Raw genomic sequence first — 13,085 nt, 5'->3', positions numbered from 1 at the left:
AGGCTCTTCAAATTGACGCTGAAAAAACACAGTGCAATTTGACAACGCTTATCGGCCACGATTAATGCCCCTCTCACAGGAAAACCATGCTGCATCCACTGATTACACGCCTTACCAGCCAGATCCTCGACGGCACGCCATTGACCGAAGAGCAGGGCCGCCTTTTGGCCGGGCTTGAAAGCGATCACACCACCGAACTGCTATTCGCGGCGAACTCCGTCACCAGGGCCATGGGACACCGCCCCTTCACCTGTTCCATCACCAATGCCAAATCCGGGACCTGCTCCCAGGATTGCAGGTTCTGCGCCCAAAGCGGACATTACACTACAGGCAGCCCGAACCATCCGCTGCTCCCGCTGGACGAACTGATCGAAAACGGGCTGGCCATGCACAAGGCCGGAGCCAGTTGCTATTCGCTGGTCACCAGCGGACTGATGCTCTCCAGCGATGAAATCACGCGCATCTGCGCCTGCATCGAAACGCTGAGGTCCCGCACGACGCTTGAACTGAGCGCCTCCCTAGGACTTTTGAACAATGACTATGCACGCCGTCTGGTGCAGGCCGGGCTGACCCGCTACCACCACAACCTGGAAACGGCCCGCTCCCATTTTCCGTCCATCTGCACGACGCACTCCTACGACGAGGATATCGCCACCATCCGCCTGGCCAAGGAGCACGGACTCAAAATATGTTCGGGCGGCATTCTCGGCCTTGGTGAATCATGGGCGCAGCGCATCGAGTTGGCCGCCACTCTGGCCGAACTGGACGTCGACACGGTGCCGCTCAATTTCCTGTCCCCCATACCGGGCACGCCGCTTGAGGCCAGCCCGCTCCTTTCGGCGCACGACGCCCTCAAGTCCGTGGCCCTGTTCCGCCTGATGCTCCCGCAGGTAAGCATCACCATCGCCGGCGGCCGGGAGCGGGTTCTGGGCGACTACCAGTCCTGGCTGCCCCTGGCCGGAGCCAACGGCATGATGATCGGCAACTACCTGACCACCAAGGGCCGCAACCTGGAAGCGGATCTGCGCATGCTGGAGCAGGGAAAATGGATTTAAGCCTTGTCTCGAAAGATCCTCTGCGGCTATCGGTATCCTTCGACCGGGCCGACGCCTGCTTCAACGGGCATTTCCCCGGCAATCCGGTGGTGCCCGGCTCACTCATCGCGGGCCTCTGCATGCAGGTCATCGCGGACCATCGCGGATGCCGAGGGCCGCTGCGCATTCACCGCTTCTCCTTTTCCCGTTTCGCCTCCCCCGGGACATACGCGCTGGGCATCGAAGAACAGGGAGAGACGTATCTGTGCACCTTGCGCCGCGAAGGCGCGATTTTCGCCCAGGGCAGGATCACGCCATGATGCTCGACTTTCGCGGCAAAACCGTCCTCGTCCTCGGAGGCGGCAATTCCATAGGCCTGGCCCTGACCGCCCTGCTGCTTGAAGAGGGCCTTGCAGTCATTCCGACACACGCCTCGGAAGCGGGAAAAGCCGCCATAAGCCAAAAATTCCCGGAACTTGCGGGGCAAAGTCCGTGGCTGGACTTCAGTGACAAGGCCAGCCAGACGTCGCTTGCCCCCATTCTTGAAGCCGGAGTGGATTATCTGGTCGATCTGGCCCATGCGGATCACGAAGTCCTTCTGGCGGCGGCCGGTGAAGCCGACATGGACGCATATTTCCAAGCTGGTGTCGCAAACCGGCTGCTGCTGCTCAAAACGGTGACCCGTTCCATGCTGGCCCGCCGCTTCGGCAGACTCCTGCACGTTTCCTCCACCGCCGCCGCCCTGCCTGCGCCCGGCCAGGGATTTTACGGCGCGGCCAAAAGAGCGGCCGAAGGGCTTTACCAAAGCCTCGCCCTGGAACTGGGCCCGCGCGGCATCTCAGGTCTGAGCCTGCGTCTTGGACTTGTGGACGCGGGACGCGGAGAACGCTTTCTGGACAAGGAAGACAGGCGGCGCGACCTGAAGAATATAATCGTGACCGTGGACCAGGCGGCGGGCACGCTCCTGTTCCTGCTCTCCGACCAGGCCCTGGCCCTGACCTGCACAACCATCACCATGGACGCCGGACTGACGGCGCAAAAATACGCATGAACCCTTTCCCGACCATCTGCTCCATACTGGCCGAAATCCTGGACCTGGACCCGGCCGACATCACGCCCGAGACCTACGTCATACGGACTCTCAAAGCCGAATCCATCGACCTGCTTGAAATCGGTGTAGCCATGCAGCACAAGCTGGGCATCGCCGTGGATGACGACCTGCTTTTTCTGAAAAATGTGCGCATCGTCCTGAACCGGGCCGCGCGTGACAACGTCGAGGCTCTGTCCGCCTTGAAAGCGGAATACCCATATCTGTCCGAGCCCCGGCTGCACGAAATCCTGGATGGCCTGTCCGCTGGCCCGGTGCTGCAGGTGCGCGATCTTGTCGCCTATGCCGAGGCCGCAACGCCCGCCCCGGCCGGAAACTGAGATGGACAACCGCCGGGTTGTCGTCACCGGCAGCGGATTCGTGCTGCCCCTTGGCTCCAGCAGGGAGGACGTGTTTTCCGCGCTGCAGGAACCCCACGGCCCATTTCTTCGATCTTCGACGGATTCGCAGGTCGCGATCTGCCCGGTATCCGATTTTGATCTCAAATCCCATGTCGGCCGCTGCAAGAACGCCCGCTACCTGACCCGTGGCCAGCAACTCTGTCTGGCCGCCGCCGTCAGGGCCGTGGACGATGCGGGGCTCGGCCCGGACGACCTGGCTGAGGCCGGACTTTTCCTGGGCCTCGGCCCAAATCTGCAGGCCCGGCCACGGGAAGACAAGGCCCTGTGGCTTCTGGACTATCTTCCCAACACGGTGACCGCGGTCATGGCCGAGATGCTGGGCGTACACGGCGAAAACCTGACCATTCTGACCGCCTGCGCGGCTTCGACCCAAGCGCTGGGACAGGCCTTTCGCGCCGTGAAAGCAGGACTTGCGGACGTGGCCCTGGCCGGTGGCGGGGATTCACGCCTCTCGCCGGAGGCTGTCCGCGCCTATAAGCAAGCCGGAGTCCTGGCCACGGATTTTAAGCGCCCGGAACTGGCCTGCAGACCCTTTGACCAGGGTCGCAGCGGGTTTGCCATCGGCGAAGGCGGGGCGGTCTTTACATTGGAGTGTCTGGAGCATGCCCAGGCTCGCGGAGCCGGAATTCTGGCGGAAATCGTCAGCGCCTCCTCATCCCTGGACGGCGGCAGCCTGACCGGCCCGGACACCACCGGACAAGCGGCCTGCACGGCGGTGCGGCGCTGCCTCAAAGACCTTGGCGACGAAAATCTCTGCGTCGTGGCGCACGGCACCGGCACGGTCCTCAATGACGAGGTGGAAGGAGAAATTCTGGCCCGGACCGTGCCGCAGGCCATGGGCATCGCCGCCTTCAAGTCCCGGATCGGCCACCTGGCTGCGGCCTGCGGCTGCGCGGAGCTGGCCCTGGGGCTTGTTTGCGCCGGACAGGGCTCTTTCCCGCCCATCGCCGGCCTTGAAAACCCATGCCGCGACGACCTGCCCCTGCTGCGTGCTCCCCTGCGACTGCGTCCGCGCAACCTGCTCGTGCAGAGCTTCGGCTTTGGCGGACAGAACGCCTGTCTGGGGGTGCGGCCTTGGATCTAGATTTCTCCAGCTTCGACCCTTCCACGGCCCTGGACGCCATCCTCTTCTGCGACGAACGCGAAATCGTGACACGCACCCCTTCCTTGCCGCCGTATCTGGCCCTTGAAGCCATGGCCCAGACCTGCGGCATGCACCTGCGCCACCGCCACGGTTTTCAGATTCAGGCCTACCTTGTATCCGTGGCCGACCTTCTCTATGATCCGGACCTCGGAACCGAGCCCCTGACCATTCGGGCGAACATGATCGCCGAAACCAAAGCCGGCGCAAGCTACGCCGTGACAGTCAACGACGGCCCGACATGCCGGATTCTCATCGGACACGATGCCCGGCCCACCTCTTTGGACACCCTCTTTCAGAGCCGTTTCACATGCCTGACGAAAACTTCATCCAGCGCTTGAAGAACGACATCGCAGCCCGCCGTCAGGCCGGTCTCGGTCGCGAGCTTTTACCCATGACCGGGCATCATGGCGCGCGCGTGATTCTGGATGGCCAGCCGCACCTCAATTTTTCCTCCAATGATTTCCTGGGTCTGGCCCAGGACAGAGATATGGCCGAAAAACTGGCGGAGCTTTGTCGCCGCTTCGGCAGCGGCTCCGGCTCATCGCGCCTGGTCACGGGCACGACCCGCTCCACCCTGGAAGCGGAGCAGGCTCTGGCCGAGTATTTTGGATACGAGTCCTGCCTGATCCTGGGCAGCGGATTTTTAGCCAACCTTACACTCATCGCCACCCTTTTTTCCGAGAAGGACACCCTGCTGCTCGACAAGCGCGCCCACGCCAGCACCGTGGCCGGAGTGCGGCACAGCCGGGCGGGGTTCCACACTTTCCGCCACAACCGCATGGGCCACCTGCGCAAACTGCTTGAAACCTATCCGGCGCAGGCTGTGCTGACCGAATCCCTGTTCAGCATGGACGGCGACAGCCCGGATTTCAACGCCGTGAAATGCCTCAAGGACGAGTTCGGATTTCTGTGCATCGTGGACGAAGCTCACGCCTTCGGGGTCCTGGGCGAGGGGGGCAGGGGCCTGGCGGGCGGGGTCGCCGATGTGGCCGTGGGCACGCTGGGCAAGGCATTCGGGATGTTCGGCGCCTTCATCCTCTGCCCGGCCGTCGTGCGCGAACACCTGATCCACTTCGGGCAGGGCTTCATCTACACCACGGCCCTGCCGCCCTGGCACGGAGACATGGTCCTGGCCATGCTGGAGCGCGTTCGCCAGTGCGGGGAGCAGCGTGAGCATCTGCGCCGTCTGGGAGACCTGGCCCGGGAGGAGCTCTCCAAAACCGGGCTGTGCATCGGTGGCAACGCGCATATCCTGAGCCTGGAAGTCGGCGACGAGAACCGTTGCCAGCGTCTGGCCACGAAGTTGCGGGAAGAGGGAATTGTGGTTTTCGCGGCCCGCTACCCCACGGTGCCCCTGGGCCAGGCAATTTTGCGCGTCTGCCTGACCGCCGAACATGACGTGGCCGACGTGCTCCGACTGCGCGATGCCCTGTCCAGCTTGATTCAAAAGGAGAGCACATGACCGGCACGATCCTCTTCATCACCGGCACGGACACGGACGTGGGCAAGACGGTACTCAGTCTGCTCCTCATGCGGCTTTTGGCCGTGACAGACGCAATATACCTCAAACCCGTACAGACCGGCTGCCTTGACGCGGAGCATGACTCCGACGCGGCGTTCGTGCACCGCCACCTGCCCGGCGGGCTGCCCCGGGGCATGGCGCCGGCGGACTGCATCCATTCCCTCCGCCCCCTGCCCAAAGCCCCGCTTTTTGCCGGAGAGCCCGTGGACTTCGACGCCCTGCGCCGCTTCATCGCCGCCCATGCCCAGCGCCATGAGGTCACCGTGGTCGAAGGCGCCGGAGGCCTGCTGGTGCCGATCACGGCGCAAAAAACCATGCTCGATCTGGCCCTGGAGACCGGCGCCTCTGTGCTCGTAGCCGGCCGCGCGGGGCTTGGCACCATCAATCACACCCTCTTGACCCTGGAAGCCCTGAGGGCCCGCAAGGCCCGCTGCCTGGGCGTGGTTCTGACCGACCCCACGGACGCCACTCCAAAACTGGACAGGGCCGAAAACAGCGCGGCCATCGAAAACTTCTCCGGGCTGCCTGTGCACGGTGTCATCGGTCGCATCACCGACCTGTCTTCCCCGCCGCAATCGGCGCTATCCGTGGTCGGCACTGCGTTCAGCGATCATATTCTCATACGCAAGACCTGACGGGGCGCACGCCAGGCGCAACGAAGCCAATAACGCGGACGCAGGAGAACCCCATGCTGACCCTCGTCACCTACACGTACAACGATCACGACTTTGCGCGGACGCAGCTTGAACGAATCCGTCTCTTCGGAAACCTGGTCCAGGCCGTCATCGTCGTCGACGACGGATCGGAGGAAGCCTTCGTGCCGCCGGCCGTGCCGAACTGCCCCGGCGGCGTCGAAGTTCTTCGCCACCCGGCAAACCTGGGTCCGGCCGCAGCCAAACGCACGGGCATCGGCCATGCGCGCACGGATTTCATCTTTTCCATTGACAGCGACATCGTCTGCGACCGGATCTGGCTACCGAGCGCCCTCTCGTTCATGGCTGAGCACCCCAATTTCGGTCTGGTGGGAGCGCAGCCCCTGGCTTCCGATCTTGGCGACACCCTGTCCCACGCCCTCAATATCAGATCCCGGTTCCAGCCTGTTCCGGAGCGTCCAGCCTTCGCATCCGGCGAAATATGGCTGCTGCGAAAAAAGGTGTACGATGCGGTGCGCGGCCTCGAAGGGTACGAGCAGCGAACCCATGAAGACTGGCATCTTTGCCGCAAGATCACGCAAGCCGGTCACGATATCGCGCTTCACCAGACCGGCACCGTCCGTCAAACGCGCAAGATCCGACGCGCTGCCCAGGTTCGACGCGACGGCGTCTACTATTTCCAATCCTACAGAAGCATTCTCGAATCCCGAGGTCCCGAGGCGATCGTCCGCGTCTTCACCGACGAACTGCTGCATGCTGTTCGACTCGCCGACACCTACGACGCGCAAATCCTGGTCTATATTGAGCTGGCCAAAATCCTGCTTGTGCTGGCCGAACTGCATCAGGGCGAAGGGCACGACGTCGTTTTTGCCGAAGTCGTCCAGTCCTTTACCAAGGTTTTCGGACGATATCCGTCCATCATGTCGGCCGTCGAACAGGACCTTGCACTGCGCTCGATTCCGATGCCAGACAACTCCGCCCCTGCAACGCATGCCGGATTCTTCACCTACCTGGCCGATATTGTCGGCGTATCCCGGCTTGAACGCATTGACACGCAGACATTGCCGCGCTCCTTCGCGGAGGAATCCGAATCAAAGTTTGATTTCCACTATCTGCTCTAAGTCCCGTGTCGGCGCACAACGCCTGCATGGACCGGGCATGGAGGGACGGTTCACATCGCCTTGGCCGCATCGACACCCCTTCCGCCCAGACCGAGTCCTCCTCGCTCCCGTCACCCGCGTCATGAGGCCGCGCATCGCCGGAAATCCTCCTTGCGAAAAGGACATCCTTGACCACGACAGCCCCTGCTTGTACGACGTTGCAGTTTTGGGGTTTGCGTGGCGAACCCCGTTTGGCGTGTGCGCGGGACGGGCCCATTTGGCCTTGCTACACATCTTTTTCGAAGGGAGAAACCCATGAGCAGAAGAATCATTCAAGTCGATGAAAAGGTACCATTACTTCAGGGATTTCCCTTGAGCCTGCAACATCTGTTCGCCATGTTCGGCGCGTCGGTGCTGGTGCCGACCCTGTTCAAGATCGATCCGGCCATCGTGCTGCTCATGAACGGCATCGGAACGCTCATCTACCTCTTCATCTGCAAGGGCAAAGCGCCCGCATTCCTGGGTTCGAGCTTCGCGTTTCTCTCTCCGGTCTTCGTCGTGCTCGGCGCTGACCAGGCCCTGTGGGGAGGCAACTACTCCTACGCGCTGGGCGGCTTCATCGCCTCGGGCCTCATCTTCTGCACCGTGGCCCTCATCATTGGCCGCTTCGGCTCCGACTGGATCAAAGTCGTGCTGCCGCCAGCCACCATGGGCCCCATCGTCGCCCTGATCGGCCTGGAACTGGCCGGCGTGGCCACGGGCATGGCCGGCATCATGCCGGACGATTCCGGGGCCTATAATACCGACGCCATTATCGTCTCCATGGTCACCCTGCTGGTCGTCGCCTTCGGGTCCATTGTCTTTCGGGGCTTCATGGCCGTCATCCCGGTCCTGGTCGGCATCATCGTCGGCTACCTGGTGGCCATCGGCATGGGCATGGTCGACTTCGCGACCATCACCACTGCTCCGATCGTCTCCTTTCCCACGGTGTACCTGCCCAAGTTCGACATCAACATGATCCTGGTCATCATCCCGGCCTCTCTGGTGGTCATCTCCGAGCACATCGGACACCTGGTCGTCACCGGAAACATCATCGGCCGCGATCTGGTCAAGGATCCCGGACTGCACCGCTCGCTGCTGGGCGACGGCATCGCCACCACACTCTCGGGCTTCATGGGCTCCGTGCCGGTGACCACGTACGGCGAAAACATCGGCGTCATGGCCATCACCCGCGTCTATTCCGTGTGGGTCATCGGCGGCGCGGCGATCATCTCCATTTGCCTGGCCTTTGTCGGCAAGCTCTCGGCCTTTATCCAGTCCATACCCACCCCGGTCATGGGCGGCATCTGCATCCTGCTCTTCGGCGTCATCGCCGCCTCGGGCATCCGCATGCTGGTCGAAGCCAAGGTCGACTACTCCAAGCCCGCCAACCTGATCCTGACCGCCGTGGTCCTCATCGTAGGCCTGAGCGGCACGGCTCTGCACATCGGCACGGTACAGCTCAAGGGCATGGCCCTGGGCACGGTGGTGGGCATGCTCTTGTCCATGATCTTCCATCTTCTGGAGCACCTCGGCCTGACCAATCAGCCGGCGGACTATGAGGAACCCGTTTTATAAAGCGTACGCTTGTTCGCTCTTGCAGATTTGCGTAAACTTTCAGACAGTAAGACGACCGACCTCACCCGGGCAGGTGCGTTTCGAAAGAAACGCAACCTGCCCTTTGTTATGACAAAGTTGTCCTTTCCACCCGAAACGACCGGGCTTGATTTGTCGTCATGCCCACGATAGAAGTTTACATTGAAAGGCACTCAATCATCGACTGTAATTTCCGTTTCACGTCAAAGGTCATGGGAGGGCGCGCTGATGACAGCTACGACAAAACTGACGGAACAACTCCTGTCCCTGCCTTGCGAAGACCGGATTCGTATTGTGGAAAAACTCCTTGAAAGTCTCAACGCACCCGCCGATGAAGAAATTGAGCAGGCCTGGGCGGTCGAAGCGGAGCGTCGCATCGATGAACTGAATTCAGGCACGGTGCGCACCATCCCCGGCGAAGAGGTTTTTGCCGACATTCGACAGCGTCTTGGCCGATGAAGTTCAGGTTCCATCCCCTGGCTCGCGCCGAACTGGTACACGCGGTCGAACACTATGAAGAATGCGAACCTGGTCTGGGCCTTGCCTTCACGGAAGAAGTCCACGCCGCCGTAATCCGCCTGACAAGAAATCCCGAAGCCTGGAGTCCCTTTACGACACGAACACGTCGTTGTTTCATAAAGCGGTTTCCATTTTCGATCATTTACCACATAAAATTCGGGTATCTTGAAATCGTGGCGGTGGCTAATTCGCACCGACGGCCCGGGTATTGGATCGATCGACTCAGCGAAAACAAAGCTCCTTACGAAACCGAGCCATCCGGGACAACAGGAAGAAAAACCTTCACGTCCCGCAATGAAGCAGGGCAACCTTGAAAAAACAAACCATCTTGCTGTGGATCGGCGGAGTGGTCGGGGTGCTGACCATGGGGGCCTTGCGCTTCATCGGTAAAAGAACGGACATCTTCGGCTTGCTGACGGCGATGGCCGTGGTCATCGCCGTGCTGGCCTTCTTCGTCATCCGCTACGTAAACCGCAAATGGTGAACCCCCCTTCCCCTAAGCCCGCCCTGCATCCATCTAACGAACTACTGCGCGACATTTTGAACTGCTGGGGCCTGACTTTCGAAGCCATTCATCCCCGCATTTCCATCCAGGGCAGCCCCGAGCGCTGCCTGTACAGAGTGGTAGTGGACGCCGGCGGCTCGCGCCATTTCCTGGAAGAACTCGATTCCCGAACCTTGCCACGCAAAAGGCTGATCGCCGCTCGCATCGCTCATCTGGAAGCCAAGGCATTGCCCGTGGCTGCGCCTCAGACCGGACTTGACGGGAGTTTCACGCAACGTGTCGGCAGCCGGAACTGGCAGCTGACGCCTTTTCTGGAGGGGATTGAACTCAACCCAGAGGGCTCATGGCGGGATGCATGGCGCGGCAAGGCCCTGGCTCTGTTTCTGCGTGATCTGCGGCAGGCGAGCCAGAATATGGCCGTGCATGAAGACGTCTTTGACCTGCACGGCTATGTCCGAAAAATCGTGAATGACGCCAGAAGGCTGCATCCGAACGTCTGCGCGGAGCTTACCCCCGTCTTTTCTCTCATCGAGCGAAAGCTTGAGTCCTGCGCCAGTCTGCCTGTGGCTTTCTGTCACGGCGATCCCCACCCTCTGAACATGATCTGGGGCACGGACCGCATCCTGGGCGCCATCGACTGGGAATTCTGCGGACCCAAATGCGTCCTGCACGACATGGCCCTGATCCTGGGCTGCGTAGGCAGCGAAGACGAAAACGCCCTGAGCGGCCCCTTCATCACTGCCTTTCTGAAGACCCTGCGCGGCTGCGGCCTGCTGGACAGCAGGCTGGAAACGCACCTGCCGACCTGGACTCTGGCCCTGCGCGTGGCCTGGTTGGCGGAATGGTTGCGGCGAGGCGATACAGAGATGACCCAGTTCGAGGTCTTCTATATGAGGACCCTGGAAAATCGGTTCTTCGGGCGAGACAAGGCGTTCTGAAAATTGCGCTCCGGGGCTGCGAAATTTTCTAGATGAGCTCCTCAACCTTGCGCATCAGTTCCGAGCTGTCATAGGATTTGACCACGTAGGCGTCGGCGGCGATGGATTTGAGGTCGAGACGGAAGCTGTCGTAGGCGGTGCAGAGGATAATGGGCAGCCTGGCATGCTTGCAACGCACGATCTGCAGAACATCCAGCCCCGACCTGCTTTCCAGCTTGATATCCAGGATGATCAGATCGGGCTTGTGTTCCTCCACCAGAGCCAGCGGATCCTCCCCCCCGTCCGAAAGAACCACGGCATAGCCCTGGGCGCGAAGCTCCTCGGCATAGAGCATGCGCACATGTTCTTCGTCGTCAATCACCAGAACAGTCTTTCGATCCATAACTGCCTCCCCCCGCGCCAAATTTATTTCCGCATAGCAGACTTTATCCGACCTTGGGAAGAATCTCCTGTACGAAAAACATATCTGTCAAGATTTCCTCATCCGTCCGCCCTGAGGTCACGACTGCGGCCCTGGTGCTGGAATGCGCTTGGCCAGGGCCGCCCTGGCAAGGCGGGTGATGAACACGGTCACGGCGACGGTCGCCAGCAGGCCCACCCCGTACATGACCCATTCGCCCATGGTGCGTTCGCGATTCCCGGTGCCAAGGCCGGCCAAGTCGCCGGCCAGGGAGCCCAGATAAACGTACAGGAACATGCCCGGAATCATGCCCAGCCAGGATGCGAAAAAATAATCCCTGAGACCGACCCTGGTCAGTCCGAAGGCGTAATTGAGGATATTGAAGGGAAACACGGGGGAGAGCCGGGTCAAAAAGACGATCTTCCAGCCCTCCTTGGCCACGGCCTCGTCCACGGCCCTGAATCTGGCGCTGCCCGCGATGCGCCTGGCGACCCAATCCCTGGCCAGATAACGCCCGACCAGAAACGCGCAGGTCGCCCCCAGGGTCGCGCCGACGGAGGCCGCGATGGCACCCTGAAGAAAACCGAAGATCGCCCCCGCGCCCAGGGTCAGAATCGCGCCGGGCAACAGCAGGACACAGGCCAGGATGTAAAGCCCGACAAAGATGACCGGCCCCAGGACGCCGAGGCCCGAAATCCAGGCCAGCGCGTCACGGAAGAGCTGCTGCACGTCAAAATAAAGAAGAATCGCCGCCAGCAGGACAACAAAGACCACCACGAGGAGAGTCTTGATGATGACGCGTCGTTGACCCGGGTCGGAAAAATTCATTTATGTCCCCTGCTGTTCGTTGAAAGGTCGGCGAGAATACGCTTGATCGACGGCGGCGACTGCAGGCTGCGAACGGCCAGTTCCTTGAAAACACAATGCCGCCCGGAGGCGGCATGCGAGAAACCAATGCACCGCCCCCTCTATTCCTGCATTTCAAAAATTGCGTCCAGCTCGGACACGAAAGGCTTCACCGTGACCTGATCTTCAGGCGAGGCGGCGAGCACTTTTTCCATCTCCGCCATGCTCGTCTGCATCTGCGCGATCATCTGGGACTTGTATTCCGCAGGTATTTCCTTGTTTGACTCGATCTCCGCGATGGATTGCTGCATCTGCCCCATGACATCCTGCCCATCCTTGCCGAGCCTGACGGCCATGTAAGCCTGGGTCACCTGCTGGGAAACCGCGGCCCAGGTGTTCAAATCAAACCCGTGCTTGCCGAGGATGGCTTCCACATCGCGTTGCTCTTTGAGGCCCTGGGCCCAATCAGTGACGATCTGGGCGGTGCTCGACGCGTCGCCATCGTCTCCGCTCTCTTCAGCGTACTGGTCGAAGTATGGCTTGAGCTCCTGCATGGAGGCAATAAAACCCTGTACGTCCTTTGCAGTTAGTCCGGAACACCACGCGGTTGAAGAAATAAACAACATCATTATGAAAAACCCGGCCACACGCACCAATTTCATAGTTCCTCCTGCAAAAATTATTGGCAATGCATAATCTATTTTCCACGCCCGTCATCTCTTTATTGCGCTTTCGTGGCAATATATTTATGTCAGCGCGAACTCAAGGGGCTGGAAACGATCCAGCACCGAATCTCCAAAATTCAACACTGGAGGCTGTCATGAATCCCAAGGAACTTCTATACGCAAAATCCCATGAATGGGTCAAAATCGAAGGCGACGAAGCCGTAGTCGGCATCAGCCACTTCGCGCAGGAACAGCTCGGCGACCTGACTTTCGTCGAACTTCCCCAGCCTGGCGACCAGGCCGAGGCCGGCGCCGAGATCGGAACCGTGGAATCGGTCAAGGCCGCCAGCGAGATCTACTCCCCGGTCAGCGGCGAGGTCACCGCAGTCAACACGGAACTGGAAAACGCGCCCGAACTGGTCAACAAGGACGCCTTCGGCACGGGCTGGCTGTTCAAGGTCCGGCTCTCCGCCGCGCCCGAAGGACTGCTCGACGCCGACGCCTACGCGGCCCTGTGCGCCGCCGAAGCGCACTAACCCTTATCATCCGGCTGCCCTTCCGCTGCGCGAACGTTCACCATTTTCCGCTTGAACTCATCGCCTCCGGCCGGATGGA

General features: G+C 60.9%; 18 protein-coding genes. 15 read left to right on the top strand and 3 right to left on the bottom strand.

Annotated features, from left to right (window positions below):
- Positions 1 to 86: 86 nt before the first annotated feature.
- The 14 genes from bioB (at position 87) to DBAC_RS17705 (ending at position 10,559) form a co-directional block, all read left to right on the top strand.
- On the top strand, positions 87 to 1,055 hold the full coding sequence (bioB, locus tag DBAC_RS05710; protein ID WP_015773326.1) for a biotin synthase BioB: 969 nt from the start codon (positions 87 to 89) through the stop codon (positions 1,053 to 1,055).
- Positions 1,046 to 1,354 carry an ApeI family dehydratase gene (locus DBAC_RS18740; protein WP_015773325.1) on the top strand — a complete coding sequence of 103 codons (309 nt, stop codon included), beginning with the start codon at positions 1,046 to 1,048 and terminating at the stop codon, positions 1,352 to 1,354. Before bioB ends, DBAC_RS18740 begins: the two co-directional genes overlap by 10 nt.
- Complete coding sequence (locus DBAC_RS05700) at positions 1,351 to 2,085, top strand: SDR family NAD(P)-dependent oxidoreductase (protein ID WP_015773324.1); 735 nt, start codon at positions 1,351 to 1,353, stop codon at positions 2,083 to 2,085. The genes DBAC_RS18740 and DBAC_RS05700 overlap by 4 nt, the downstream gene beginning before the upstream one ends.
- Positions 2,082 to 2,462 (top strand): acyl carrier protein, encoded by a 381-nt coding sequence (locus DBAC_RS05695; protein ID WP_015773323.1) that lies wholly within the window; start codon positions 2,082 to 2,084, stop codon positions 2,460 to 2,462. Before DBAC_RS05700 ends, DBAC_RS05695 begins: the two co-directional genes overlap by 4 nt.
- Before the next feature lies 1 nt (position 2,463).
- Entirely contained in the window at positions 2,464 to 3,627 is a 1,164-nt protein-coding gene (locus DBAC_RS05690; RefSeq protein WP_015773322.1) for a beta-ketoacyl-[acyl-carrier-protein] synthase family protein, read from the top strand.
- Positions 3,618 to 4,025: a hypothetical protein gene (locus DBAC_RS05685; RefSeq protein WP_015773321.1), complete on the top strand. Its 408-nt coding sequence runs from the start codon at positions 3,618 to 3,620 to the stop codon at positions 4,023 to 4,025. The genes DBAC_RS05690 and DBAC_RS05685 overlap by 10 nt, the downstream gene beginning before the upstream one ends.
- A complete protein-coding gene (locus tag DBAC_RS05680; RefSeq protein ID WP_015773320.1) occupies positions 3,995 to 5,149 on the top strand; it encodes an aminotransferase class I/II-fold pyridoxal phosphate-dependent enzyme in 1,155 nt (384 codons plus the stop codon). The genes DBAC_RS05685 and DBAC_RS05680 overlap by 31 nt, the downstream gene beginning before the upstream one ends.
- The gene (gene bioD / locus DBAC_RS05675; RefSeq protein ID WP_015773319.1) at positions 5,146 to 5,844 is read left to right on the top strand and encodes a dethiobiotin synthase; all 699 of its coding nucleotides are present in this window, start codon (positions 5,146 to 5,148) and stop codon (positions 5,842 to 5,844) included. Before DBAC_RS05680 ends, bioD begins: the two co-directional genes overlap by 4 nt.
- A 53-nt stretch (positions 5,845 to 5,897) precedes the next feature.
- The gene (locus DBAC_RS05670) at positions 5,898 to 6,983 is read left to right on the top strand and encodes a glycosyltransferase family 2 protein (RefSeq protein WP_015773318.1); all 1,086 of its coding nucleotides are present in this window, start codon (positions 5,898 to 5,900) and stop codon (positions 6,981 to 6,983) included.
- Positions 6,984 to 7,277: 294 nt separating this feature from the next.
- On the top strand, positions 7,278 to 8,579 hold the full coding sequence (gene uraA, locus DBAC_RS05665) for a uracil permease (protein WP_015773317.1): 1,302 nt from the start codon (positions 7,278 to 7,280) through the stop codon (positions 8,577 to 8,579).
- Positions 8,580 to 8,825: 246 nt separating this feature from the next.
- A complete protein-coding gene (locus DBAC_RS05660; protein ID WP_015773316.1) occupies positions 8,826 to 9,056 on the top strand; it encodes an addiction module protein in 231 nt (76 codons plus the stop codon).
- Complete coding sequence (locus DBAC_RS20025) at positions 9,053 to 9,430, top strand: type II toxin-antitoxin system RelE/ParE family toxin (RefSeq protein WP_015773315.1); 378 nt, start codon at positions 9,053 to 9,055, stop codon at positions 9,428 to 9,430. Before DBAC_RS05660 ends, DBAC_RS20025 begins: the two co-directional genes overlap by 4 nt.
- Positions 9,427 to 9,600, top strand: coding sequence for a hypothetical protein (locus DBAC_RS19210; protein WP_015773314.1), 174 nt, complete (start codon positions 9,427 to 9,429; stop codon positions 9,598 to 9,600). Before DBAC_RS20025 ends, DBAC_RS19210 begins: the two co-directional genes overlap by 4 nt.
- Entirely contained in the window at positions 9,594 to 10,559 is a 966-nt protein-coding gene (locus DBAC_RS17705) for a phosphotransferase enzyme family protein (protein WP_015773313.1), read from the top strand. Before DBAC_RS19210 ends, DBAC_RS17705 begins: the two co-directional genes overlap by 7 nt.
- 28 nt (positions 10,560 to 10,587) lie before the next feature.
- On the opposite strand, the gene DBAC_RS05650 is transcribed toward DBAC_RS17705, so the two are convergent.
- The 3 genes from DBAC_RS05650 to DBAC_RS05640 form a co-directional block, all read right to left on the bottom strand.
- The gene (locus tag DBAC_RS05650) at positions 10,588 to 10,941 is read right to left on the bottom strand and encodes a response regulator (protein WP_015773312.1); all 354 of its coding nucleotides are present in this window, start codon (positions 10,939 to 10,941) and stop codon (positions 10,588 to 10,590) included.
- A gap of 117 nt (positions 10,942 to 11,058) precedes the next feature.
- A complete protein-coding gene (locus DBAC_RS05645; protein ID WP_015773311.1) occupies positions 11,059 to 11,787 on the bottom strand; it encodes a TVP38/TMEM64 family protein in 729 nt (242 codons plus the stop codon).
- A 140-nt stretch (positions 11,788 to 11,927) separates the two neighbouring features.
- Positions 11,928 to 12,467, bottom strand: a complete 540-nt coding sequence (locus DBAC_RS05640) for a hypothetical protein (RefSeq protein ID WP_015773310.1) — start codon at positions 12,465 to 12,467, stop codon at positions 11,928 to 11,930.
- 158 nt (positions 12,468 to 12,625) lie between these two features.
- Here DBAC_RS05640 and gcvH point away from each other — a divergent pair, with 158 nt between their 5' ends.
- Positions 12,626 to 13,006, top strand: a complete 381-nt coding sequence (gcvH, locus tag DBAC_RS05635; RefSeq protein WP_015773309.1) for a glycine cleavage system protein GcvH — start codon at positions 12,626 to 12,628, stop codon at positions 13,004 to 13,006.
- Positions 13,007 to 13,085: the final 79 nt, after the last annotated feature.

It is taken from the genome of Desulfomicrobium baculatum DSM 4028, assembly GCF_000023225.1.
GTDB lineage: Bacteria > Desulfobacterota > Desulfovibrionia > Desulfovibrionales > Desulfomicrobiaceae > Desulfomicrobium > Desulfomicrobium baculatum.
The sequence above is the reverse complement of the archived record's forward strand: the minus strand, read 5'-3'. Positions and strand labels throughout refer to the sequence as shown.